The 22584-nt window shown below is 69.4% G+C and carries 23 protein-coding genes and 4 pseudogenes; 14 read left to right on the forward strand and 13 right to left on the reverse strand.

The window, feature by feature from the left end:
• Positions 1 to 18: 18 nt before the first annotated feature.
• Positions 19 to 1137, forward strand: a complete 1119-nt coding sequence (locus tag ACIRQH_RS12485; protein ID WP_404225596.1) for a serine hydrolase domain-containing protein — start codon at positions 19 to 21, stop codon at positions 1135 to 1137.
• A 90-nt stretch (positions 1138 to 1227) separates the two neighbouring features.
• Positions 1228 to 1341, forward strand: a pseudogene (locus ACIRQH_RS12490) (dihydrofolate reductase); the annotation flags it as partial.
• A gap of 143 nt (positions 1342 to 1484) precedes the next feature.
• On the opposite strand, the gene ACIRQH_RS12495 reads toward ACIRQH_RS12490, so the two are convergent.
• Entirely contained in the window at positions 1485 to 2927 is a 1443-nt protein-coding gene (locus tag ACIRQH_RS12495) for an MFS transporter (protein WP_404225598.1), read from the reverse strand.
• 114 nt (positions 2928 to 3041) lie between these two features.
• On the opposite strand from ACIRQH_RS12495, the gene ACIRQH_RS12500 reads away from it, so the two are divergent.
• Entirely contained in the window at positions 3042 to 3671 is a 630-nt protein-coding gene (locus tag ACIRQH_RS12500) for a TetR/AcrR family transcriptional regulator (protein ID WP_404225600.1), read from the forward strand.
• 9 nt (positions 3672 to 3680) lie between these two features.
• Here ACIRQH_RS12500 and ACIRQH_RS12505 read toward each other — a convergent pair whose 3' ends face one another.
• Complete coding sequence (locus tag ACIRQH_RS12505) at positions 3681 to 5084, reverse strand: glycoside hydrolase family 76 protein (protein ID WP_404225602.1); 1404 nt, start codon at positions 5082 to 5084, stop codon at positions 3681 to 3683.
• A 251-nt stretch (positions 5085 to 5335) separates the two neighbouring features.
• Between ACIRQH_RS12505 and ACIRQH_RS12510 the strand changes: the two are divergent.
• Positions 5336 to 5475: pseudogene (locus tag ACIRQH_RS12510) on the forward strand (DUF664 domain-containing protein); the annotation flags it as partial.
• A 15-nt stretch (positions 5476 to 5490) separates the two neighbouring features.
• Here ACIRQH_RS12510 and ACIRQH_RS12515 read toward each other — a convergent pair.
• From ACIRQH_RS12515 to ACIRQH_RS12525, 3 genes are all read right to left on the reverse strand, one after another.
• Complete coding sequence (locus tag ACIRQH_RS12515) at positions 5491 to 6135, reverse strand: GAP family protein (protein WP_388882557.1); 645 nt, start codon at positions 6133 to 6135, stop codon at positions 5491 to 5493.
• A gap of 617 nt (positions 6136 to 6752) precedes the next feature.
• Positions 6753 to 7055, reverse strand: a complete 303-nt coding sequence (locus ACIRQH_RS12520; protein ID WP_404225605.1) for a hypothetical protein — start codon at positions 7053 to 7055, stop codon at positions 6753 to 6755.
• Between the two features lie 142 nt (positions 7056 to 7197).
• Positions 7198 to 7590 (reverse strand): hypothetical protein, encoded by a 393-nt coding sequence (locus ACIRQH_RS12525; protein WP_388879213.1) that lies wholly within the window; start codon positions 7588 to 7590, stop codon positions 7198 to 7200.
• Positions 7591 to 7947: 357 nt separating this feature from the next.
• Between ACIRQH_RS12525 and ACIRQH_RS12530 the strand changes: the two genes are divergently transcribed.
• A complete protein-coding gene (locus ACIRQH_RS12530; protein ID WP_358818490.1) occupies positions 7948 to 8301 on the forward strand; it encodes a DUF805 domain-containing protein in 354 nt (117 codons plus the stop codon).
• 197 nt (positions 8302 to 8498) lie between these two features.
• On the opposite strand, the gene ACIRQH_RS12535 is transcribed toward ACIRQH_RS12530, so the two are convergent.
• A complete protein-coding gene (locus ACIRQH_RS12535) occupies positions 8499 to 9047 on the reverse strand; it encodes a GNAT family N-acetyltransferase (protein WP_404225608.1) in 549 nt (182 codons plus the stop codon).
• Positions 9048 to 9102: 55 nt separating this feature from the next.
• Complete coding sequence (gene sigJ, locus ACIRQH_RS12540) at positions 9103 to 10008, reverse strand: RNA polymerase sigma factor SigJ (protein WP_404225610.1); 906 nt, start codon at positions 10006 to 10008, stop codon at positions 9103 to 9105.
• A gap of 100 nt (positions 10009 to 10108) precedes the next feature.
• Here sigJ and ACIRQH_RS12545 point away from each other — a divergent pair, with 100 nt between their 5' ends.
• Positions 10109 to 10471, forward strand: coding sequence for a hypothetical protein (locus ACIRQH_RS12545; RefSeq protein ID WP_358821094.1), 363 nt, complete (start codon positions 10109 to 10111; stop codon positions 10469 to 10471).
• 511 nt (positions 10472 to 10982) lie between these two features.
• Positions 10983 to 12203, forward strand: coding sequence for a GNAT family N-acetyltransferase (locus ACIRQH_RS12550; RefSeq protein WP_404225612.1), 1221 nt, complete (start codon positions 10983 to 10985; stop codon positions 12201 to 12203).
• A gap of 62 nt (positions 12204 to 12265) precedes the next feature.
• Here ACIRQH_RS12550 and ACIRQH_RS12555 read toward each other — a convergent pair.
• A pseudogene (locus tag ACIRQH_RS12555) lies at positions 12266 to 12427 on the reverse strand (transcriptional regulator); the annotation flags it as partial.
• Between the two features lie 52 nt (positions 12428 to 12479).
• Here ACIRQH_RS12555 and ACIRQH_RS12560 point away from each other — a divergent pair.
• The 3 genes from ACIRQH_RS12560 to ACIRQH_RS12570 all read left to right on the forward strand — a co-directional run bounded on the left by ACIRQH_RS12560 (position 12480) and on the right by ACIRQH_RS12570 (position 14140).
• Positions 12480 to 12941 (forward strand): hypothetical protein, encoded by a 462-nt coding sequence (locus tag ACIRQH_RS12560; protein ID WP_404225614.1) that lies wholly within the window; start codon positions 12480 to 12482, stop codon positions 12939 to 12941.
• 155 nt (positions 12942 to 13096) lie between these two features.
• Positions 13097 to 13279 carry a hypothetical protein gene (locus ACIRQH_RS12565; protein WP_358821098.1) on the forward strand — a complete coding sequence of 61 codons (183 nt, stop codon included), beginning with the start codon at positions 13097 to 13099 and terminating at the stop codon, positions 13277 to 13279.
• A 51-nt stretch (positions 13280 to 13330) separates the two neighbouring features.
• Positions 13331 to 14140 carry an inositol monophosphatase family protein gene (locus ACIRQH_RS12570; RefSeq protein WP_358821099.1) on the forward strand — a complete coding sequence of 270 codons (810 nt, stop codon included), beginning with the start codon at positions 13331 to 13333 and terminating at the stop codon, positions 14138 to 14140.
• A gap of 125 nt (positions 14141 to 14265) precedes the next feature.
• Here ACIRQH_RS12570 and ACIRQH_RS12575 read toward each other — a convergent pair whose 3' ends face one another.
• Complete coding sequence (locus tag ACIRQH_RS12575; RefSeq protein ID WP_404225617.1) at positions 14266 to 15009, reverse strand: nucleotidyltransferase domain-containing protein; 744 nt, start codon at positions 15007 to 15009, stop codon at positions 14266 to 14268.
• Positions 15010 to 15079: 70 nt separating this feature from the next.
• Positions 15080 to 15592: a MarR family winged helix-turn-helix transcriptional regulator gene (locus ACIRQH_RS12580; RefSeq protein WP_404225619.1), complete on the reverse strand. Its 513-nt coding sequence runs from the start codon at positions 15590 to 15592 to the stop codon at positions 15080 to 15082.
• A 39-nt stretch (positions 15593 to 15631) separates the two neighbouring features.
• Between ACIRQH_RS12580 and ACIRQH_RS12585 the strand changes: the two genes are divergently transcribed.
• The 4 genes and pseudogenes from ACIRQH_RS12585 (at position 15632) to ACIRQH_RS12600 (ending at position 19355) form a co-directional block, all read left to right on the forward strand.
• Positions 15632 to 16612 carry a DMT family transporter gene (locus ACIRQH_RS12585; protein ID WP_404225621.1) on the forward strand — a complete coding sequence of 327 codons (981 nt, stop codon included), beginning with the start codon at positions 15632 to 15634 and terminating at the stop codon, positions 16610 to 16612.
• Positions 16613 to 16885: 273 nt separating this feature from the next.
• Positions 16886 to 17561: pseudogene (locus ACIRQH_RS12590) on the forward strand (hypothetical protein).
• A 289-nt stretch (positions 17562 to 17850) separates the two neighbouring features.
• A complete protein-coding gene (locus ACIRQH_RS12595) occupies positions 17851 to 18315 on the forward strand; it encodes a hypothetical protein (protein ID WP_404225623.1) in 465 nt (154 codons plus the stop codon).
• A gap of 101 nt (positions 18316 to 18416) precedes the next feature.
• Entirely contained in the window at positions 18417 to 19355 is a 939-nt protein-coding gene (locus ACIRQH_RS12600; protein WP_404225625.1) for a hypothetical protein, read from the forward strand.
• A 46-nt stretch (positions 19356 to 19401) separates the two neighbouring features.
• On the opposite strand, the gene sbnA is transcribed toward ACIRQH_RS12600, so the two are convergent.
• The 3 genes from sbnA to ACIRQH_RS12615 all read right to left on the reverse strand — a co-directional run bounded on the left by sbnA (position 19402) and on the right by ACIRQH_RS12615 (position 22571).
• Positions 19402 to 20403, reverse strand: a complete 1002-nt coding sequence (gene sbnA / locus ACIRQH_RS12605) for a 2,3-diaminopropionate biosynthesis protein SbnA (RefSeq protein WP_404225627.1) — start codon at positions 20401 to 20403, stop codon at positions 19402 to 19404.
• A gap of 93 nt (positions 20404 to 20496) precedes the next feature.
• Positions 20497 to 21567, reverse strand: coding sequence for a 2,3-diaminopropionate biosynthesis protein SbnB (gene sbnB / locus ACIRQH_RS12610; protein WP_404225629.1), 1071 nt, complete (start codon positions 21565 to 21567; stop codon positions 20497 to 20499).
• Positions 21564 to 22571, reverse strand: a complete 1008-nt coding sequence (locus tag ACIRQH_RS12615; protein ID WP_404225631.1) for a TauD/TfdA family dioxygenase — start codon at positions 22569 to 22571, stop codon at positions 21564 to 21566. Before ACIRQH_RS12615 ends, sbnB begins: the two co-directional genes overlap by 4 nt.
• Between the last annotated feature and the right edge of the window lie 13 nt (positions 22572 to 22584).

The following is a 22584-nucleotide window of genomic DNA, read 5'->3' on the forward strand; positions in this document are numbered from 1 at the left end:
GACGAAAGGACGCATGTCGTGAGGAACTCACTGGATCCCGCGGAACTGAACGCCGCCATCAAGAACGTCCACCGGGCAGGGATGCCCGGCCTCTTCGCCGAGGTGCGTGACGGCGACGAGGTCTGGCGAGGCGCCGCCGGTGTCGCCGACAGCGTGACCGGCCACCCCGTCACCCCCGACATGCGGCACCGTGTCGGCAGCATCACCAAGACCTTCACCGCCGCCGCGGTGATGCAGCAGGTCGAGAGCGGTCGGATCGGCCTCGACACGCCGATCGGCAGGTACCTGCCGGGGCTGGTCCCCGGAGCGCGCGGCGACGCGATCACGGTCCGGATGCTGATCAACCACACCAGCGGCCTGGCCGAGTACCTCCCGTACGCCTATCCCTCCCTCAAGGCGTTCCCGGTCCTCGCCGACACCGGGCCCCAAAGCCTGGACGACAACCGGTTCACACGGTTCGACCCCACCGAACTGATCGAGATGGGGGTCACCGCACCGGCCGTCGGCCCGCCCGGCGGTACACCGGGGGTGTACTCCAACACCAACTACCTGCTCCTCGGCGAACTCCTCCAGCACGTGACCGGGACGCCGGCCGCGCGGTACATCGCCCGGAACGTCATCCAGCGCGCCGGACTCCGCGACACCGAGCTGCCCGTCGACCCGTACGTCAGCGGGCCGCACGCGCAGATCTACGAGGCCTGGTTCGGCATGATCGATCCGCCGCGCGACTTCAGCGTCTACGACATGTCGTGGGTGGGACCGGCAGCCGCGCTCATATCCACCGTCACGGACCTCAACCGCTTCTTCCGCAAGCTGCTCGCCGGCGAGATCGTCAGCCCGGCGTCGCTGACGGAGATGCGGCGCACCGTGCCCGTCGTCTCCCAAGAGGGAAAGGTGATCGACTACGGTCTCGGCCTGCACCCGATGGACGCCCCCGGCCAAAGCGCCTTCTGGGGCCACGGGGGCACGGTCTGGGGTGCTGGAGCCCTCTCCATGACCCGCGCGGACGGCAATCGGCAGATGAGTGTCGCGGTCAACCTGCAGCGGTGGAACAGGCTCGACTCCGCGGGCAGGCCGCAGCCCCATCCCATCGACGCCGCGCTCGCGGACTTCTACCGACTGGCGATGTACGGGTGACGGGGCCGGACTGAGCAGCCGGCGCGTCGCGGTCGGGCCTGCGGCGTCCGCCGGTCGCGGGGTCGACTCCGCGACCGAGGAGGACTCCTGATGCGCGGCGTCACGTATTCCATGGGCGTGTCACTCGACGGCTACATCGCCGGGCCGGACGGTGACTTCGGCCGGACCGCGCCCGACGAGGAGGTCTTCCGGTTCGTCACGGACCTTCGACTCGCGCGTCGTCCATCTCCGCCATCGCGCGGTGCGTCAGCCGGATCGGCCGTCGACCTTGCTGCGACGGGGCCGACCGGTGACGCCTCTCCGGTCGGCCGCGGCCCGTGTGTCGCGGCCGCGCCCGACCGGGCGGGTCAGACGGTCTCCACGACAGGCTGGGTGTGCTGCTGCGGAACCTTGGTGCGGGACGCGACCAGTCCGAGCAGTGCCGCGCCCACCGCGGCCACCGCGCAGATGACGAACAGCACGCGGTACGCCTTGAGCGACGGGATCTCGAAACTGCCGAGGGTCATGGTCATCGAGGCCAGGATGCTCCCGCCGGCAGCGCTGGCGAGGGTGCTCCCGAGCGATCGCGCGAGGGTGTTGATGCCGTTGGCGGCGGCGAGGTCGGTCGCCGGGGTATAGGTGTTGATCAGTGTCGGCAGCGTCGCGTAGCCGATTCCGGATCCGGCGCCGATGATGGCCGTTCCGACGACGATCTGCCACAGGGTGTCGACGAAGATGATCCTGGTGATGAGTCCGGCGGCGACGATGAGGCCCGCCAGGAACAGCACCCTGCCCGCTCCCCACAAGGTGCTGAGTTTCGCGGTGACCGGGGCGAGCAGCAGCATCAACAGACCACTGGGCAGCAGGCACAGGCCCGCGGTCAGGACCGAGGACCCGAACCCGTACCCGGTGGCGGTGGGCGCCTGGACGTAGTTGGCCGTGCCGACGAAGCTGGCGAAGAGGGCGAAGCCGAAGAACAGGCTCGCCACGTTCGTCATGGCGATCGGGGGATTCGCCAGCGCGCGCACGTTCACCACCGGCGCGGCCGACCTCGATTCGACCCGCACGAGCAGAGCCAGGAGAGCGACGGCGGCCACCAGGAGGCCGATCGTGCGCGGGGAACCCCAGCCCCAGGTACCGCCCTGGGACAACGGGAGAACAAGGCATACGAGCCCGGAGGTCAGCAGCGCGATGCCGGGCAGGTCTACGGACCGGGCGCTCGTGTGCCGGGGCTCGCCCACCAGCGTCAGGATCGCGACGAGGCTCAGCAGCGCGCCGGCCGCGCCGATCCAGAACAGCGCGTGATAGTCGACGTTGTCGGCGAGCAGGCCCGCCAGCGGGAGCCCCAGCGCACTGCCGATACCGAGCATGGCGCTGATGAGCGCGGTGGCGGACGACCGCCGGTCGACGGGGAGGACGGCGGCCAACAGGCTGATGCCCAACGGGATCGACGCGGCGGACAGCCCGGTGAGGGCCCGCCCGATGATCATCAGAGTGGTGTCGGTGGTCAGGGCGTCGATGAGGGACCCGAGGGCCAGGGCACCCAGGCTGAACACCAGCATCAGACGGCGCCCGACCATGTCGGCGAACCGGCCGACCACGGGCACGGACACCGCCGCGACCAGAAGCGTCGACGTGAGCAGCCACTGCGTCTGGGTCGTGGATGCCCCGATGTCCTTGGAGATCACCGGGAGTACGGGAATGACGAGCGTCTGCGTCAGCGACGCCATGAGCGCGCCCAGACCGACAGCGCCGATCTCCAGGTACGCGCGTACGGGTGACGTCTTCTCCGCGACCGACTCGTCGGTCATCGCGGCACGTTCCATCCGAACCCCTAAGTCAACGTTTGTTTACATCACCCTAGCGGCGGTCCGGCCGGGCATGCAAACAGTTGTTTACATGCCCGTGTGTAGGAGGATGGAGCCATGGATGCCGACGCTGCCGTTCCCGCCACCCGGCCCCGCGATGCCACCAGGACGCGGGCCGACCTGCTGCGTGCGGCGCGTCGGCGCTTCACGCTGATGGGATACGAACGCACGACGATGCGGGCCATCGCCGCGGACGCACGTGTCAACGTCGCCCTGATCAACCGCTACTTCGGGTCCAAGGACGGGCTCTTCGCGGCGGTGCTCGACGAATCGAACTCGCTGTTCGACGGTTCCGGTGAAGACGGCAGGCCGGTCGAGGAGTCCGCGTCCGAGGTGTTCGCCTCCATGCTCGCGGGCCTGAACGAGCGGGACTGGTCGGAGTACGGCGGCGAACACCCGATCATGCTGATGCTGCGTAACGCCGGCCCGGACCCGGTCGCCGAGCGACTCCGACGCGAGGGCCTGTTGATGGCCGTCGGCCGGTTGAGCAGGGCTCTGCGCGCCGACCGGGCCGAGACGTCCGAGGACGCCTCCGACCTCAGCTCCGAACTCGTCCTGTCGCTGTTCATCGGTGTCGTGATCCTTCGCCATCTGCTGCCGGACGAAAAGCTCGCCACCGCGAACGAACAGCTGCTCGACGAGGAGATGCTGCGCATCGTGCGCAACATCTCCCGATGCGACGACTGAGGCCGACGATCACCCGGCAGCGTTGAGCAGATCGAGCACGCTCGCCTGGCAGCCGTAGTCGCTGGTGCCCCCGCCACCTGCCCAGTGCGGGCCGTACTGGTCGAGCGCGTTGCGATCCTTGCTGTAGGCGGAGTTCGCCCAACCGCCGAGCGTCGACGCGTACGGGTGGCCGCTCAGCTGGTTGTTGAGCTTGCCCAGGCCGCGGACGTACGCGCCCTTGAAGGTCGGGTCGTCGCCCGTGCAGGTGTCGCCCTCGCCCGGTTCACGCAGCACGCCTCCCGACTGGAGTCTGACGGTGGAGGCGTCGGCCAGCGTGCGGGCCGAGTCGAGCAGGCTCGCGTCACCGGTCGCCTTGTACAGCTCGGTCAGGCCGCCCAGGACGACGCCCTGGTTGTATGTCCAGGCCGTCTGGCCGTTGTTGGCGCAGGAGTCGCCCAGTCCGTCGTTGATCATGTGTTCGCTGTTGATCATGCCGCTCTTCTGGAACCAGGACCACTCGTCCTTGGCCTTGTTCAGGTACGAGGTGTCACCGGCGATCCGGTTGTGCAGTGCCGAAGTCAGCGACAGGTAGAGCTCGTTGGTGATCGCGTTCTTGTAGTTGCCGTTCGTGTTCCAGCGCACACCGCCGCCGCAGGTGGAGTTCCAGTTCGCGTACATGTGGTCGGCGTCCGCGCGTGCGGTGGCGAGGTAGCGGCTGTCGCCCGTCATGTCGTACGCGTCCACCCAGGCCAGACCCCACCAACCGGTGTCGTCCAGGTACTCGTTGGTGAAGTCGCCGCCCTGAGCGTTGATGTTCTTGTTGTACGTGTCGGCGATCGTGTACTGGTAACTGCCCATGCCGCTGACCCGTGCGTTGTCGATGATCGCCGTCAACGCGTTGGCGCTGGTCCACCAGCCGTTCCCGCCGAAGAGTTTGGTGGTGCGGTCGAACGACATCATCAGCGCGGTGGCCGCGGCGGTCCGCCGGTCGCCTGCGTTCCACGTGGTCCGAGCCCAGCCCGTACAGGCGATGCTCCCGGCCACCTGCCCGCAGGCCCGCAGAGCGCCCACGCCCTGGGTGTTCCAGTCGTCGACGTTGTACATCAGCGTGCGCCAGCCGGAGTTGCCGCTCGGGACCCTGGTGTCGCCGAGCTTGCTGCCACTCGCCCACGTCCGGCCGCCGTCCATCGAGCGGTCGAGCCAGACCTCGTCACCCGCCGCACCGTTCGTGACGGACGCCCAGCCCATCGCGTCCGTGTCGTCGAAGTGGAGGGTGATCGAGCGGGACTGCAGGGCGACCGCGACGGGCTGCCGGTCCTGGCTGCTCAGGCTCGGATCCCGAGTGTCGCAGAACTTGTTGCACACCGCGGTTGCGGCGGCTGCGGGGCCGACTGCCGACAGATCGAGCGCCAGTCCTCCCGATAACGTTGTCATGGGGACGAGGAGTGCGGCGACGAATGCTCTGGTGCATTTCATGGGGGGATACTCCGTAACTCCGATACAGCGCTGTGTGCGATGTGAGTCGACTGAGAGCGCTCCCGAAAGTAGTCACGGTCCGCGAAGCAGTCAATGTCCCGCACGTCCCCGTACGACTGGCCAACCCTGTTGCGAACACTGGCGACTTCCGGAGCCCGCAGACCTCACTCCGACTGCGCGTCCAAGGAAGCGGGAACTCCACGCGTGAACCCAACCACCTCTTCGGCGAACCACACCCGCACACGCTGCGCGACGTCCTGCCGCACGCATCACCGAGACGGCATGCCACGCCGGCCACTTCGACGCGGCACGCGAGCTGATCGACGGTCGCCGTCGGCTGGTGCTGACGCCGCGGTCGTGGCGGTCAGACGACCAGTTCGTAGATGCTCCGGGCCATCAGCCACAGGCCAAGGAGGAGCGACAACGTGACGATCAACTGCTCCTGATGGTGCTCCAGCCAACCGCGCAGGGCGTTCAACCGGGCGTTCGCGGCCGTGGGCGCCCAGACCGTGTACATCTCCATGACGATGAGACTCAGCGTGGCCAGCAGGCAGTAGCCGGTCAGTGCGAGCCAGTCGGCGAGGGTGGAGAGGTCTGCGTCGACAGCGGTCGCGGCGCCGGCGCCGACGAGCGCCCAGGGTTGCAGGACCCAGGCAAGACCGGCCGCTGTGGCCGGGGAGGCGTCGTCGATGCGGGCGGCCCAGCGTGGTGGTCCGTGCGGGCGCGGAGGGCGGCGGCGCCTGTGTCCGCCGTAGAGCACGAGCGCCACACCGATGGCGAGCTTCGCGGCGACCGCGACGGTCGAGGGCGCGCTGTGACGGGCCGGTGGCTGACCGCCGGTCAGCAGCACCACACAGGCGATCACCGCAAGCAGATTGGCCAGCCACGACAACAGGAACGCGAGACCCTGGCGGGCGCCGCGCCGCGAGGACAGCAGCAGAATGAAGGCACTGTTGTGCAGGGGCCCCAGGCTGATGGCCGTACCGATCAGGAGCAGGTCGAGGACCATCGGATCAGTCGCTCCCGGAGATCGAGGCCGCCTTCCGGCATGGACGAGCAGGCCGGGAGGAACAGTCGGGCGGCGCTGCACCGGCGCCGCATCCCGACTGTGCAGGGGGCCGCCGGGCCGGTCAAGCAGGCCACGCCCGCGCCTCCGCACAGACGAAAGCTTCGCTCGTTCAGCCGTGCGTCGACTGCCTGCGGACGATGCCGCCAGTGAAATGTGCGGTCGGTCCTCCCGCCGACGGGACCGCGACATGTGGGACGCCGCGAGCACCGCGGGGGTGGGGGCCGTTGAGCGAGTGCCGCACCACTTCCGTGGGTCCGCCCTCACCGAGTGCTTCCACGCTCGGGCCGCGTCACCGGCGTAGGCCTTCCGCCACTTCGACATCGCCCCGCCCCCTTCGCACCGCTCGGCGACTGGATCCTCCATGGCGCCCCCATGCGCGACGGGCGGTCGGCCCGCCCACCTGATCGGCACTATCGCGGGCGAGCCCGTGTTGTCCGTCGAACCCACGGTGCACCGACGGTCGCACGACCACGTGCTTGAGCGAGCAGGGTGATCCCGTGCGGTTGCCATCGAGCGTCACGGTGTGGGCTGGTGGGCAGGGCCCGCCAAGACAGTCCCTAGTCCCGCTCCGGCGCCCCGGCACGCCGTTCGGCTGCCGCGACGCGTTCTTCGAGTGCCCGGATACGGTCGTAGAGGTCGACCAGCGTCTTGCCGTCGGCGACCACGCCGGGGCGCTGCCGATGCCTTCGTACGAAGTCCTCCCGGGTTTCCTGGGGTGACTGCCGGAAGCCTGTCGCGGTCACACCGGTCGAGGGCTTCGCCGATCGGGGTTCGGCGTGCCGGAGGGAAGCCTTCTGGAGCCTCAGCACCGCATAGGAACCGAGCACGATCACCACGAGCGCGGCGACGGGAATCAGCAACGATCAGTTGGCCGACATTCAGAATCCCCGTAGGCCGGCGCAGCCTATCGAATCGACGTCGTCCGGCCCCGACCACAGCAGGTGCTGGTTGTAGGCAAACCCTCTTGGCCGCAGCTCGGAACGAGGCGCGGCTTCGGTGGAGCTACGCGAAGACGACAGCGCTGTCGGTCAGGGGGGAGGCGAGGCCGAGCTGGGCCATGTCGCGGCCCAGCGCCTGGTCCAGTACCGCGGTGCAGTCGGCGCACAGGAACAGAGGTCCACCGGGGGTATCCGCGCACGGCCCACGCCCGTTGACGCATACGGCGCAGGGGCCGCCGCCCTCCTGGTGCTCGAAGGCCAGACAAGCCGCCTGCGGATATCCCTGGGCGTGACGCGTGACCCGAGCGTGCGCGTGGGTGACCGCGGAGCGCAGGGCGTCGTCGCGGCCGTCGACGTGCTCGCTGACGATGTGCCAACTGGTGCACCGATCGTGCTGATCCGGGCCCCTGCATACGGCAACGGAGTAGATCCACGTCGTGACGGGGTAATCGGGCACGAGCGAGTTCCTTCAGGCAGAGGTGACGTGCAGACTGTCTGATGCCCACTGTTCATCAGGTGATGCCGCAAACACCTTGGCAAAGATCCGGGCCGTGGCAATGGTCGACAGCGGATCGTGCTCGTTCCGCGACGATCTCGCGCCGGGGCCGGGCTCGCTGCGCCACCTCGATCGCCCCGACGGTTTCGTTCATCGAGCCTTCCGGGCCGTGCGAGCGTGCTGCGGGGACGGCATCGATCACTGAACGGCCGCAGCACGGTAACGGCTTGAACCGCGCACGCCAAGATCATGGCTTCCGGTCAGCGTGGCTGATTCGATGTACGTCAGCACCTACCTTGATTCCCTGGGGGACGAGAAATGAACTGGTACGTAGACGTACTGAAGAAGTACGCCGTGTTCAGCGGTCGCGCTCGGCGACAGGAATACTGGATGTTCTTCCTGTTCAACGTGATCATCGCGATCGTACTGGCGATCGTCGGCAAGGTCATCGGAACGACCCTCCTGAGCGTGATCTACTCGCTCGCGGTCCTGCTTCCCGGGCTTGGCGTGGCAGTCCGCCGCCTGCACGACACGGACCGCTCGGGCTGGTGGATCCTGATCGCCCTCATCCCCATCGTCGGCACGATCATCCTCATCGTGTTCCTCGCCAGCGAGGGCAAGCAGCAGCCGAACGAGTACGGCCCCAACCCGAAGTACGCGCCGGCCGTCTGAGTCGCTGCGGTATCTGAAGTCCCCGAGAAGGCCCGCCGGTTGCGTCCGGCGGGCCTTCTCGCTGTTCCGCGTCGCGTGCTCGGCGGTCACTGGCCGGCCGTCAGTCGGCTATCGGGGCCCGGCCGTCCCGCGCGGCCTGTTCGGACGAACACGGGAACTCGCTCGCGCGACGACAGTGAGAGCAGCCGTGGCACCGTTCAGCCGGATCTCGTGACCGGCGACCGCACGCCGAACCACTGCTCGGCGCCGTACTCCTCGAATCGTTCCACCTCGGTGAACCCCAGCTTCGCCGCGAGGCGCAGGGAACTGACGTTGGCGGTCTGGGTGGTGAGCACCACCGGCTCGCCAGGAAGTGCGTCCGTGAACCAGTCGAGTGCCGCTGTGCACGCCTCGGTGCCGTATCCCTGTCCCCACGCTTCCGGCAAGAACAGGTAGCCGAGTTCGGCCACCCCGGCATGCGACCGGACGTGCCCCAGACGTTCCGCGTCGCGCCGATCGAACGTGATCACGCCGATCATCGCTCCGTCGAGTTCGATCACGAAGAAACCAGTGCGCCGCCCGGAGACCTCAGGCACCTCACGTTCGAGCTCATCACGCGGTCGAGAGCCGCCGGTGTAGGTGCCCACCTCCGCCGATGCGAACAGCTCGATGAACCTCGGACGGTCCCGGGCCTCGGACTCGCGAAGCACGAGCCGTTCGGTCTTGATCGGGGCAGGTGGCCAGGTCACGGGTCCGAGTCCAGTCATGGCGGGCAACCTATCGCACGCCCGTGAGGGGCTCGGGACGTGAAGTCCTTTTGCCTCAAGGCCTGTTGTCCGACCCCCATGGTCGCAGTTTCTCAGGGTTGCGCACCGCCCAGATCCGGGTCACGCGCGTCTCCGTCACGTCGAAGGAGGCCACGGTCATCACGAGGCCCCCGCTTCGGGCGACCAGACCTGGCCGCCCGTTGACCGACCGCTCCAGCAGCTCCAGCCCCGGAGCCTTGTCGGCGATGGCGACCATGTACTGCGCGATGCGGGCGCCGCCTTCGATCGGACGCAGGACGGTGCCGACCAGGCCGCCACCGTCGGCGGTCATGATGGCGGCAGGGTCGAGCAGTTCGACGAGGGTGGCGATGTCCTTCGTCTCCCATGCCTCCTTCACCCGGCGCACCGCATCCGCCTGGACGGCCGCCGTGACCGAGGCGCGCGCGTCGCGCGCCCGCCGGCGGGCAGAGGCGGCGAGTTGCTTGCACGCCGCGGGGGTCCGGTCGAGGATCCCGCCGATCTCGGCGAAGGGGTACCGGAAGACGTCATGCAGGACGAACGCAACCCGCTCGGCCGGCGTCATCGACTCCAGGACCACGAGGAAGGCCATGGTCACGGACTCGTCCAGGACGATCCGGTCCGCGGGGTCGAGCACAGAGACGTGGTCCCACTCGGCACGGTCGGGCAGCGGATCGGGCAACCACGCGCCGACGTAGCGTTCCCGCCGTGCCCGCGCCGAGCCGAGCACGTCCAGGCAGACGCGGCCGGTCACCGTCGTCAGCCAGGCGCCGGGCGACACGATCTCTTCCTGCCGGCTTCGCGGCAGTGCGAACCAGCGCGCGTAGGCCTCCTGCACCGCGTCCTCGGACTCGGCGACCGAACCGAGCAACCGGTAGGCGATGTTCATCAGTTGGCGTCGCTCACCGGCCAGCTCGGCGATGTTCGCCCCTGCCGTCCCCATCCCCTGACCGCCCCCCGGCCTTACCTTTCGCGGTCCCGTGTCGTCGGGCTGGTGAGACCTTATCGATCGACCGCCCCCGGGGCGGAAAGGGGACCGAGGCATGGCCACCCAGGTGACGACACAGCACCGCTTCTCGCTTCTTCAGACCGCGATCGTTCTGCAGACCCTGACCATCTTCCTTCAGGCGATCTCCGCCGGACTACTGCTCACCGCGTCCTACGGAGAGACGCTGCACAGTGTCGGAGCCCGTGTGATGTACGGGGCGTCGATGCTGTACGTTCTCGCGGCGGTGCTGGCGTGGAAGCCGGGCGGCGGCTCACCCCGGCACGTTTGGCAGGCATCCGGCTTCCTCGCCCTCGCCTCGATCCAGGTCGTGCTGGGCATCGCGCACATCCCGTCGGTCCATCTCCCGCTGGGTGTCTTGATGTTCGGCCTGAGCGTCCTGGCGCTGGCGCGCCGCTGACGTCCGACGCGGGGGAGTGCCGGCGGTCGGCCCGGGGCTGCGGCGATGGGCCGTTGACGTGCTGCCTGCCTCAATTGCGCGGCACTGGCGGGGAGATGAAGGGAGATGGGAGGACCTGCTCGGTGGCGCCCTGAAGGCTGCCGGTTGGAGGACGGCTCGAACTTCCCGGTCCGGCGGACCGGCCCGCGTCGACAAGCGCGTATCCCCGCGCGGAGTGCACAGGTTCCTCACGGGTTCCGCAGGTGCACGGCCGCCGAACCGGGCAGTCGAAGAGCAGGCCGGTCAGGTGGCCTTCCCCCTCGGGGACTGGCCGGCTCAGGTTCCCCTGGTTCGGCCCTGTGTGCCGGGGGAACCGCCCACCACGGTGCGGAGTCGCCGGCGGGGAACGGACCGAACGGCGAACGGCTCCGCGAGCGGCCGCAATTCGATTGACCTGAGCGGTGTCCACCGCTCCACTGTTGCGGGACACGACGACGGGTGGTGTCGGTATGCCGGGGAGGCAGCAGTGGTCATGGAGATCCGTCCCACGACCGACCAGGACCTCGACGTCTTCGTCGACACACTCCATGCCGCGTTCGGGCGCTTCCCGGCGACCCCGGCCGAGGGCGGCGGAGTCTGGTGGGCAGCGCTGGAAATGGACCGTGGCCTGCTCGCGACGACGGAGGACGGTCGGCCCGTCGGCACCGCGGCCGCGTACTCCTTCGAACTCACCCTGCCCGGCGAGATCCTCGTCCCGGCCGCGGGGGTGACCGCCGTGGGTGTGGTGCCCTCGCACCGACGCCAAGGCCTGCTCAGCGCGATGATGCGGCACCAGCTCACCGAGCTGCGGGCGCGCGGGGAGTTCCTGTCGGTTCTGCTGGCCTCGGAGGCCGTGATCTACCGCAGGTTCGGCTACGGACCGGCCACCTACACGCGGCGGCTGACGGTTCCGCGCCACAAGGGCGCTCTTACCGGACCCCGGGCGCGCGGAACGGCCGACGCCGAATCGCCCGGCGGCATCGAGGTGGTGCGGCGTGCCGAATGCGGCCCGATCCTGGAAGAGATCTACGACCGCTACCGTCGCGCACAGCCGGGCGCGTTGTCCCGGCCGCACCGTTGGTGGGCCTCAGGAGCGGGGCAGCCGCCCATTGCCCCCGCGCCGCGCTACGTTGCCATCCACCGTGACGGCGACGGCGTCCCGGACGGATACGCCAGCTACTCGATCGGCGAAGCCGACACCTTGACGGTCGACGAGACCATCGCCACCGACGACGCCGTGTTCACAGCTCTGGCCCGGTTCCTGCTCGGGCATGACCTGGTGACGCAGATCGTGTTCAAGCACCTCCCGCCCGAGCACCCGCTGCGCTGGCAGCTTGACGACTTCCGCGCCGGCGAGGTGAGCCACGACACCGACTGGCTCTGGGTGCGGCTGCTGGACGTCCCGCGTGCGCTGACAACGCGCGGCTGGTTCACGGACGGGGAACTCGTCCTCGACGTCGACGACCCGTTCCTCGGCGAGCGGAACCGGTACTCGCTGACCGTCCGGGACGGCAAGGCGGACTGCGTCCCGACGGACCACGAGCCGGACCTGTCCCTGGACGTCAGCGACCTCGGTTCGATCTACCTCGGTGGCACCGCCCCGAGCACCCTCATTCGTGCCGGACACATCCGGGCCCACAGCCCGGGCGCGGGCGCGCTGGCCGACGTACTCTTCCACGCCGACCGCCCTCCGCACTGCCTCCACTGGTTCTGACCGCGTCCCTGTGAACCGGCGTCGGCTGCATCTCCGCGAGCCGGCGCCGGCCTCGGTGCTTCTCAGACGGGAGGGTTCCGGCGTGCTTCCGCGGCGGCGGCGAATCGGTCGGTACCCAGCACCGTGAGCAGGGCGAGCTTCTCGTGGCTCTCCGTGCCCGGGGTGGCGGTGAAGACGAGCAGGGACTGTCCCTGGTCGGGTTCGAGCAGGAGTTGGCAGTAGAGCTACCCCTTTCTGCTGACCGGCCTGCTCCTCGAGCACATCACCGACCGCTTCGTGCACGTCACCAGCGAACTTCACCGGCAGGGCAGGATCGATCTGTACGACCTCGACTGGCGCACGCGCAAATATCACGGGATGCAGGCCTACCAAGCCTCGAAGCTCGCTGTCGTCCTGTTCTCGCTGGAACTCCAACGCCGGCTGACCGCCGCCGGCAGCCCGGTGCGCTCCGTGCTCGCGAGCCCGGGCATCGCCCGGACCACACTGGCCGCCCACTCCCGGTCGAACGTCGTCAACCGGCTCACCTTCCTCACGAACACCCCCGAACGCGGAGCGCTGTCGCTGCTCTACGCCGCGACCCAGGACGTCCCCGGAAACTCCTACGTCGGCCCGGACGGGCTGGGTGGCCTCCGGGGCTCCCCGACCGTCCGCCGGCAGGGGAAGGCCGGCCTGGACGCGGCCACGGCCGGCCGCCTGTGGGAGGCAACCGCCGGGATGGTCGCGTCGGTCGCAAGATGATCGCCACGAGCGAACGGCTGCGCCACAACCGCCTGGCGTGCTGTTCGTGAGGCGACGGGTGCTCTACAGTCCTGCGCGGGAAAGGACAAAGCGACAAGACGACAGGGCGCGGACGAAGAGGTGAGGTTGTGCGAAGCCATTTGCGAGCCGGCAGGGTGCTCTCGTTCGACGCTGCGAGGGGCCTTGGGCTCATCGCTCCCTATGGCGGTGACGAGGATGTTCCGTTCCAGGCGCAGTCCCTCAAGTTCGTCGACCACCTGACGCAGGGCCAGACCGTCATCTATGCGATCGAGCAAGCGGACGCGGGTGTACGGGCGGTGGAGGTCCGTCCTGCCTAGCGCCGCGACCGGGACAGCCCGCCAGGCCGCCCGCCCGGTAGTTTGGACGCTGTGATCAACTCACCCGCGGGTTCTGATGATGCCGGCGTCGCCATAGCCGCGGCGCGAGCCGGCGCTGACGTGGTGCGCGCCCTGTACGGTCGACAGTTGACCCGTGTCGACAAGGGCGCCGGGGACTTCGCGACGGCCGCCGACATCGAGGCCGAGAAGGTCATCCTCGGTGTCGTCCGAGCTGCCCGGCCCGATGACGCCGTCCTCGGCGAGGAGGGCGGTCAGCAGGGCGCCTCGCAGACGGCTCGCAGGTGGCTGGTGGATCCCTTGTGCGGCACGCTGAACTACGCCGTCGGCAACATGGTGGTGGCGGTCAACGTGGCGTTGCGCAACGGGGCTGCCGCGGTGGCCGACCCGTTCAGCGGCGAGATCTTCCACACCGACGGTGAAACCGCCTGGGTACGGCGCGACGGTGCCGACGCCCGGTTGGTGCCGACGCCCGCCACAGCACTCGTGGACGTGAACCTGGACCCACCGTTCCCCAACGCGCCCGGCTTCCGGGCCGTCGACCTTTTGGGCCGGGCCGACTTCGTCGAACGATTCCGACCCCGGGTCGTGTCTTCGACGCTGGCCTTGGCCTGGGTCGCAGCGGGCAAGCGCGCCGCGTACGTCACGGACGGAGGCGACCTGTCGGCGAGTGTCCACTTCGCCGCCGGCATCGCTCTGTGCCGGGCCGCCGGCTGTGTGGTCACCGGGATCGACGGCGCCCCCTTGGGCCGGACAGGCCGAGGCCTCGTGGCGGCCGCCGACCCCGAGACCCACGCCCACCTGATGTCGATGATCCCGAACAAGGGCCGGCACCGACCCTGACAGGCCGCTCTCTGTCGTCGTGAAGCACGACCGCGGACTGCCTCGCCCCTTCAGGCCGGTCGGGATCGAGTACCGGGGCGACCGCAAGGTCGACCTCGCAGATCCGGCGCGCGGGACCCCGGCTTTCAGGATCGCCCTGCTGCGGACGACGGCCACCGGTGTGAGTAGCCCTCGCGCAGCGGGCCTCCGATCAGTTCCAGGAGTTCGTTCACGGCGGACGCCAACTGAGTCGGGTCCGCATGTTCTGCCACAGCCTGGTGGCCGTCCAGGAGTTTGGTGCCCAGCTCTGCGTCTGCCTCAACGAGCCGTCGTGGCAACCATTTACCGATTCCCGTCCAGGCGCCTCGGCGAGCCGTGAGGAGTTCGGCAGACTCCCGGAGGGCGTGGTCGGCGATGGCGAGCTGCTCGTGGCGTTTTGACGGCGCCGTGTCGACGAGGTCGTCGAAGTAGCAGGTCAGCACGTAACGACCGTGGCGCCATTGCTCCGTCGTCAAGGGCGGTGGTCCCAGCTTGACGATCTCTTCCGCCATCTGACGAGCACGTGCGACATGACCCTCCGAGTCGGCCAGTGCTGCCCCATGGGCGTAGACGAAGATCACGGTCGCTCGACGACGGGCGCGGTCCCATGCGAAGAACTCGGCCAGATCTTCGTTGGAGTTGAGGAACAGTTCTACGAGGCGCCCTTCGTGACGAAGGACTTCTCGGCCGCTTCCAGCGGAGGCCGGCAGAAGAATTCCGATGTCGAGGTCGCTTGTCGGAGTGGAACGGCCTTGCGCAGCCGACCCGCCGAGAACAGCCCCGAGCGCCTGTGGGAACAGTTCGGCCACGAGACGGGTGGCATGGGCGAACGCAGCCTCTTGATCAGTCATGGATGTTCATCGTGCCGCCCGACGCACTCAGGCGGGGCTCGTTCGCCGATCCTGAGGCCCTGCCCGAGTATCAGGGGGACTCCAGTCGTCCCAGCCAGTTCGTGAGGAGGGTTTCGAGGGTCGCGGCCTCGTCGGGGCCGAGGGTGCTCAGCAGGCGGTGCTCGTTGTGGATGTGGTCGGTGAAGGCGCGGTCGAAGAGCTCCTTGCCCGCAGTGGTCAGTGCGACGACTCGGCCTCTGCCGTCGTCTGCGGCGCGGCGGCGGGTGACCAGGCCCGACCGCTCCAGTCGGTCGATGCGCTTGGTCATGGCGCCGGTGGTGACCATCGTGTGGGCCGCCAGCTCTCCCGGCGCACGCTCGAACGGCTCACCGGCCCGGCGCAGCGCCGCCAGGACGTCGAAATCACCCTCGCCCAGCCCGTAGCGGCGATAGACGACGGACAGCTCCTCGGTGAGCAGTCCGGCCAGGCGATGCAGTCGGCCGATGACGGCCTGAGGGGTGACATCGAGGTCGGGCCGCTCGCGACGCCAGGCGGCTTGGATGCGGGCGACATGGTCAGGCGCTTTGGGACTGGCTTCTTCCACCACTGCACTATATCTTCCGGGGAAGCTATAGTGGCTTCCATGGAAGGTAATGTCCGGTGGGTTGCCCTGACGGCCGTGGCTCCGGTGGCCTGGGGCGCCAACTACTACGTCACGCGCGAGTTCCTGCCCGCCGGCCAGCCCCTCTGGGGTGCCGCACTGCGCGCTCTGCCCGCCGGCTGCCTGCTGCTCGTCCTGGCCCGTGAGCGACCGCGCGGGGCGTGGTGGGGTCGGTCGGCGGTCCTGGGGCTGCTGAACACCAGCGCGTTCTTCGTCCTCGTCTACATGGCCTCGCAGACTCTGCCCACCAGCACGGCCTCGATGGTCATGGCGCTCTCACCGCTCGTGCTCATGCTGGGCGCATGGGCTCTGCTCGGTGAGCGTCCGCGCCGTGCTCAGCTCATCGCGGCGGTGGTCGGCCTCGGAGGGGTCGCGCTGATGCTGGGAGGCCCGGGCGCCGAGGTCAGGCCGGTGGGTGTCCTCGCGTCCGTGGCTGCCCTGCTCGTCTCCGCCGTCGGATTCCTGTTGAGCAAACGATGGGATCTGGGGCCGAGCGTCCTGTCGGTCACGGCCTGGCAGCTCACCATCGGTGGCTTGATCCTCTTGGTCGCCGCCGCGGTGGCCGAGGGTGCGCCGCCTCCGACCGGCCCCGCCGCCATCGCCGCCTACGCCTACACCTCGGTGGTCGCCACGGCCCTGGCCTTCCTCGCCTGGTTCACCGGCCTGCGCCGCCTGCCCGCAGCCACCGTGGGCCTCGTCGGCCTGCTCAACCCGGTCACCGGCGTCCTCCTCGGCGTCACCTTGGCCGGGGAGGCGCTGACAGCACCGCAGGTGGCGGGCATGGTGCTCGTCGTCGCCGCGGTCCTTGGCGGTCGCACGACAGGGCGCGATGCCCGACTCGCGGCAGAGCGCCCAGACGAATCGGCGGCGACCGGCAAAGTTCCCGATCACCCCTCTCCGCGGCGTCCCGCGACCGCGGCGACTACCGCTACCGATACCGGCTCGACCGAAAGTGAGGGGTGATCGTGCCGCCGCGGGGCAGCATCCTTGTCACGCGCGAGGGCACCCGGCTCGGACCAGTAGAACTCGTGGACAGAGAAGGAGAGTTGGGGGCACCCGTCCCATGGCAGCGCACCGCTGCGAGGCGTTGAGCCGAGCGGTGTGCCGATTGTCCCGGCGCGACGTCCGGAGCGGACGCCACTGCGAACCAGCGCTGCCCGAAGAGGCGAGGGCAGGTTCCCCCGAGCTCGTCAACACCCATGGCTTCACCGGATGCAGGACCCCTAGGCTCAACGCATGTCCGATCACGGTCACGTCGATCCGCCCCACTCTCGGGGCACCGTGAGAGCCGACGATCTCGCCGAGGGCGTCCGACTCGTTGCCGCACTTCTGCGTCAGCGCGACGCACTCGCCGCTGACTGGAACGTGCCCGCCGGGTCTCTGGTGTGGAGTTGCTGGGAGACGGCCGAGCACCTGGCCGACGACCTCTTCTCGTATGCCGCCCAACTGGGGCCGCGGGTACCTCCGGCGGATACCCACCTGCCCTTCGTCTGGCGCAAGCAGGCGCCGGGCAAACCCGCCAACGTGATCTTCGCCGAGCGCGAGAGCGGTCCGACGGGAATGGTGCAGGTCCTCGAAGCGTGTGGCGCCCTCCATGTGGCGATGGTGCGGACGGCATCGCCACAGGCTCGCGCCTTCCACACCTTCGGAACGACGGATCCCGAGGGTTCCGCGGCCATGGGTCTGGTCGAGCTGTTCGCCCACGCCGAGGACCTCGCCCTGGGTCTCGGGCTCAACTGGCAGGCGCCCGGGGCGATCTGCGCCCGAGTGCTGAAGAGACTGTTCCCCGACGTGCCGGCAGCCAACGACACCCGATCCCTGGCCAACCCTGCTGTGGGCCACCGGCAGGGGTGACCTGCCGGGACGGGAGCGGCGGACCGGATGGCGGTGGGACAGTGCCCCGCGTTCGTAGCCGGAACGCCCGGCTCGTGCCGTAGCCGCGTCAGGGACTGCGTCAGGGACTGCGTCAGGGACTGCGTCAGGGACCCGTGCCTCGTACTTGACGGCCTTTCATGGCCGGGCGCCGAGCACGTTGACGTTGCCTGCGCCGGCTTGGCGCCGCGTAGCTCTGTCGCCCCCGACGGCCGGTTGACCGCCCTGCGCGTGCTGGGTGCGACATGCGTCGGATACCGGCCCGGGGTATCGTCCAAGGCGTGCCCGAGTGAGTGCGCATCCGAACGACGCGGGGAGATGGATCAGACGTGGCAGGTGCCGGACAGCAGAACAGGCGGGGCAGCAAGCGGCTGTTCACCCTGTGCGCGGTCCTGCTCGGGCTGTTCTTCATGCATGGAGCGCCGGCGACCGCCGCCGAGGGATGCCACGGCGCGATGCCCGCCGAGTCGATGCCCCAACGCCACGACCTCGTCGCCATGACGGCAACAGGCTCCGTGGACGGCATGGCGATGCGCTCCGCCGTATCGCCGACGTCGAGGCCAGCGGTGGCCCATCAGACTTCCGACGCGTCCGGGACGCACGGGACGACATGCGTCTCGACCCCCGCACGCGACCGGACACCCCTGCCGACGAGCACCCTGGCGGCCCTCGTCGCCGTACTGGCGGCCGCTCTCCTGGCCCGCCCCGTGTTCCTCGGATCGACGGGACGGCGTGGCCCACCCCCGCCGGGCGGGCGCCGCCTGCTGCTCCAGGTGTGCATCGCGCGGACCTGAGAGGACCGAGCCGACCTCCGGACCCTTGGAGTCGGCGACGTGTCCTGCTCACCAGCGCGCGCCCGCACGGCGTGGTGCGCCCACGCGGAAAGAACAACCTCATGTTCACAGCTCGTCCCGCCGTACGCCGACGCGCCCTCGCGGCACCCGGAACCGCCGTCGCCCTGGCCCTTGTCCTCGCGGCCTGCGGCTCCTCCGGCGGATCCTCCTCGATGCCGGGCATGGACCATGGCGCTACGGCGTCCACATCCCCGACGTCGAACGCCTCGCCGTCGAAGGACTCGTCGTCGAAGGGGCAGATGCCCGGCATGGACCACATGGCCGGTGGCAACGGCCTCGCGAGCGCCAAGGACGGCTACCGGCTCACGAGCCGCAACGCGAGCCTCGTGGCCGGCAAGCGGACCCCCTATCGGTTCACCGTCACCGGCCCGGACGCCAAGCCCGTCACCGCCTTCGCCGTCGACCAGACCAAGCGGATGCACTTCTACGCCATTCGGTCCGACCTGACCGGGTTCCAGCATCTCCACCCCACCATGGCGGCCGACGGAACCTGGACGGCCGATCTCTCCGAGCTCACGCCCGGATCCTGGCGGATGTTCGCCTCCTTCACCCCGGCCGGCGGGGCCGGAAAGGGCACGGCGTTCGTCCTCAGCCGCGGTGTCACCGTCCCCGGTTCCGGGAGGCAGGCTCCCGTTCCGGCCGCGGCCACGACCGCTCGCGTCGACGGATACACCGTCACCGTCCAGGGCCGGCCGATGGCCGGGATGTCCCACCCGCTGACCGTCTCCGTCACCAAGGCCGGCAGGCCCGTCACCACACTCCAGCCCTACCTCGACACCTACGCCCACCTGACCGCCTTCCACGAGGGCGACACCGCGTTCGCCCACCTGCACCCCACCACCCACGTCGACGGTGACCACGGCGGCCCGAAGCTGGCCTTCGACGCACGACTTCCGGCAGCCGGCAGCTGGCGGCTCTTCCTGCAGTTCCGGACCGGCGGGAAGCTGCACACCGCGGCCCTGACCCTCGAGGTCGGCTGAGATCCCCGTAGGGGTGCCGCTGTTCGGCGGCACCCCTGCGCCCGCTTCACCGCGTGCGTCGGTCCGCGACGGAGTGCGCCGGTGCGAGTTCGGCGTCGTCGAGCGGATCCCCGCCGTACAGGTCCTGGACCCAGTTGTCCTGGTAGATGGTGTCGAGGTAGCGCTCCCCGAGGTCCGGGGCGACGGCCACCGCAGTGAGTTCCCGCGCCCCGTGGTCGGCCAGCCAGCCGATCGACCCGCTCACCACGGTGCCGGTGGAGCCGCCGAAGAGGAAGCCGCGACGAGCCAGGCGACGGCAGGTACGGATGGTGTCGGCCTCCTCGACCCGTACGACCTCGTCGACGTAGGACTCGTCCAGGAGCGGCGGGCGCATGCTCATGCCCAAGCCCGGGATCATGCGGCGGCTGGGGGCGCCGCCGAAGGCCACCGAGCCGACGCTGTCCACGGCGATGATCCGCACCGGCCGGTCCTGTTCCCGGAAGTAGCGCGCGCAGCCCATCAGCGTTCCGGTGGTCCCCGTGCCCACGAACAGGACGTCGAGGTCGGGGAAGGCACGGCCGATCTCCGGGGCGGTGGTGCGGTAGTGCGCCCTCCAGTTGGCCTCGTTGGTGTACTGGCTCAGCCACACGCACCGGTCGTCGGTGGCGCACATGTGCCGGACGTGGTCCAGGCGCGCGCCGAGGAGCCCGCCGTTGGTCTCCTGGCCCGAGACGACATGCACCTCGCTGCCCAGTACCTCCATCATCAGCCGCGTCGCCAGATTGCAGCGCGAGTCCGTGACGCAGACGAACCGGTAGCCCTTGCTCGCCGCGATCATGCTCAGCGCCACGCCGAGATTGCCGGACGACGACTCGATCAGGATCGAGTCGGAGGTGAGGGAGCCGTCGCGCTCGGCCGACGCCACCATCTCGGCGGCGGCCTTGAGTTTGATCGAGCCCGCGAAGTTGAACCCCTCGCACTTGAGAAGCAGCGAGTGCCCGAAGATCGACTCCAGGTCGACAAAGAGCTCCTCCTCATTGAAGGCTTGAGGAACGGAGATGACCGACATGACGAGCTCCCCTTCGGTGTCGTGCTGGTTGCGGTTGCTGGGTTCTGCCCGGTGCGGGGCTCTTCTCGTGGCGCGCCGCCCGGCAGGGTTCCCCTATCCGTAGCGGCCTCGTTCGTGGAAGAAGTCATCGACGATCCGCAGTTCGCCCGAGCGGGCCACCTCGTCGTAGACGTAGCTCCCGACCGCGAGATCGAGCACGCCGAGGCCGAACGGCGAGAACACCACCGGGCGGTCCGCCGGGACATCCACGCGGCCGGCCAGCACGTCGCTCAGCGTGCCGTGGACGAAGTCCCGGTCTCCCGTGAGCTGTTCGGTCAGATGAGGCGAGGTGGCGGCCCTCAGGCAGTGCTCGACGTCGTCCACGATGTTGGTCGAGGCCAGTAGGACCTGGGGCGCGAGATCCCGCAACGACACATGCAGTACTACGGGGTTGTGGTCGAACCACGCCGGATCGCCGACATGCGGCTCGGCCGCCACGGTCGCGAAGACGACCAGGTCGCTGGCGCGGATCAGGTCCTCGGGCCTGCTGTGCGCGGTGACACGGGCGGCATCGTCGGACTGCTCCGCGTACGCGCGGAATCCGGCGGTGCTGTCGGGCGAGAGGTCGTACAGCCCGACGTCGTCGAACGACCAGCCCGAGCCCCGCAGGAAGGTGTGGATGTAGCGGGCGATCAGACCCGTGCCGAAGAACCCCACGCGGGTGGGCCGCGGGCGGTCCCGGCTGAGGCGGTCGGCGGCCGATGCCGCGGAGGCCGCGGTCCGGGTCGCGCTGATGATGGAACTCTCCAGGCACGCGAACGGGTATCCGGTGTCGGGGTCGTTGAGGATCAGGACGGCGGAGGCCCGCGGTATCCCGGACCGCACGTTCTCCGGGAAGCTGGAGATCCACTTCAGCCCGTCCACCGGCGACTCGCCTCCGAGAGAGGCCGGCAGGGCGATCATCCGGGAGGCCGGACGGTCCGGGAAGCGCAGGAACGAGGAGGGAGGGTTGACGGTCTCCCCGGCACCGTGCAGTCGATAGGTGGCCTCGACCACCTCGACGATCTCCTTCTCGCGGCCGGCCAGGGCACACCGGACCTGACCGCCCGGGATGACCGCGAAAGGCGGCACCGCGGCCTCACCGGCGCCGGCTGTGAGGGCGGCCGGGGCAGGTCCGGTGTTCATCGCAGCCCCCCTTCGGTCGCGAGAGGGGCGATGTCGGGGCGTGTCGGTGAGGCCATCGCGACGACTACGTTGCGGGGTCCCTCGTAGGCCTCCCTGCTGTGCGCGGTGCGGACGTTGTCGACGGCGAGCAGGTCGCCGGCCTGCCACGGGGCACGGACGGTGTGGTCCTCGTACGCCGAGTTGATGAGCCGGACGACCTCCTCGTCGAGGGGCTCGCCGTCGCCGTAGAACGTGTTGAAGGGCAGACCGCCGGCGCCGTACTCGTCGACCAGGTACTCCCGAACCTCGGGTGCGAGCGTCCATTCGTTCAGGAAGGCGATCTGGTTGAACCAGCAGCGCCGCCCGCTGACGGGATGGCGCACCACCGCGCGGCGGCGCTGCGTGGTGCGCAGACTGCCGTCGGGCTGCCAGGAGCAACTGATGTCCTGGGCATGGCAGTAGGCCTCGACGGCACTCCTGTCCGCGGTGCCGAATGCCTCGCTGAGCGTGGCCCCGATCTCGTCGTTGTAGGTGCGCGTGAGCAGCCATCCGGCGCGCTCGAATCGCTCGACGATGTCTCTGGGGAGCGCGTCGAGAACGCCAGCGGCGTCGGCGACGCAGGTCGCTCCGCCGACGGTGGGTTCGGACAGGCAGGCGAAGAGCATCAGCCCCGGGGGATCGAGGGTGTAACTCAGCTCGTGGTGCATGCACATCGGCTGGTTCGGCGGCCAGGGTGAGGCGGAGTACACGCCCGGGCCGTACGCCTCCCGCTGGGCGAAGGTCTCCTTCTCCGCCACCGGTTCGACTCCGAGCCGATCCAGGACGGCCGCCACATCGGTCACGTCGTGCAGCTCCAGCCCTCGGATCACGACCGCTCCGTGCTCGACGAGCGCGGACGCGAGATCCTGCCCGGCTTCGGCCGCCCAGCCGGCCGGGTCGTCGGCGCCCCGGACCCGCAACAGCGCGGGCCTGCCGGGCTCCAGTTCCAGGCCGAGCGGTGAGATGGTCGATTCGATGGAAGGCATGTCGTTCCTTACG

This window comes from Streptomyces sp. NPDC102279, assembly GCF_044766365.1.
GTDB lineage: Bacteria > Actinomycetota > Actinomycetes > Streptomycetales > Streptomycetaceae > Streptomyces.

What these genes read in the sequence shown, in the direction of transcription:
- ACIRQH_RS12535 (WP_404225608.1), bottom strand. Translation starts at nt 9,047, where the DNA reads ATGACTGGACTCGGACCCGTGACCTGGCCACCTGCCCCGATCAAGACC.
- sbnA (WP_404225627.1), bottom strand. Translation starts at nt 20,403, where the DNA reads ATGTCGGTCATCTCCGTTCCTCAAGCCTTCAATGAGGAGGAGCTCTTT.
- sbnB (WP_404225629.1), bottom strand. Translation starts at nt 21,567, where the DNA reads ATGAACACCGGACCTGCCCCGGCCGCCCTCACAGCCGGCGCCGGTGAG.
- sigJ (WP_404225610.1), bottom strand. Translation starts at nt 10,008, where the DNA reads ATGGGGACGGCAGGGGCGAACATCGCCGAGCTGGCCGGTGAGCGACGC.
- ACIRQH_RS12530 (WP_358818490.1), top strand. Translation starts at nt 7,948, where the DNA reads ATGAACTGGTACGTAGACGTACTGAAGAAGTACGCCGTGTTCAGCGGT.
- ACIRQH_RS12505 (WP_404225602.1), bottom strand. Translation starts at nt 5,084, where the DNA reads ATGACAACGTTATCGGGAGGACTGGCGCTCGATCTGTCGGCAGTCGGC.
- ACIRQH_RS12515 (WP_388882557.1), bottom strand. Translation starts at nt 6,135, where the DNA reads ATGGTCCTCGACCTGCTCCTGATCGGTACGGCCATCAGCCTGGGGCCC.
- ACIRQH_RS12550 (WP_404225612.1), top strand. Translation starts at nt 10,983, where the DNA reads ATGGAGATCCGTCCCACGACCGACCAGGACCTCGACGTCTTCGTCGAC.
- ACIRQH_RS12500 (WP_404225600.1), top strand. Translation starts at nt 3,042, where the DNA reads ATGGATGCCGACGCTGCCGTTCCCGCCACCCGGCCCCGCGATGCCACC.
- ACIRQH_RS12615 (WP_404225631.1), bottom strand. Translation starts at nt 22,571, where the DNA reads ATGCCTTCCATCGAATCGACCATCTCACCGCTCGGCCTGGAACTGGAG.
- ACIRQH_RS12545 (WP_358821094.1), top strand. Translation starts at nt 10,109, where the DNA reads ATGGCCACCCAGGTGACGACACAGCACCGCTTCTCGCTTCTTCAGACC.
- ACIRQH_RS12585 (WP_404225621.1), top strand. Translation starts at nt 15,632, where the DNA reads ATGGAAGGTAATGTCCGGTGGGTTGCCCTGACGGCCGTGGCTCCGGTG.
- ACIRQH_RS12575 (WP_404225617.1), bottom strand. Translation starts at nt 15,009, where the DNA reads ATGACTGATCAAGAGGCTGCGTTCGCCCATGCCACCCGTCTCGTGGCC.
- ACIRQH_RS12495 (WP_404225598.1), bottom strand. Translation starts at nt 2,927, where the DNA reads ATGACCGACGAGTCGGTCGCGGAGAAGACGTCACCCGTACGCGCGTAC.
- ACIRQH_RS12600 (WP_404225625.1), top strand. Translation starts at nt 18,417, where the DNA reads ATGTTCACAGCTCGTCCCGCCGTACGCCGACGCGCCCTCGCGGCACCC.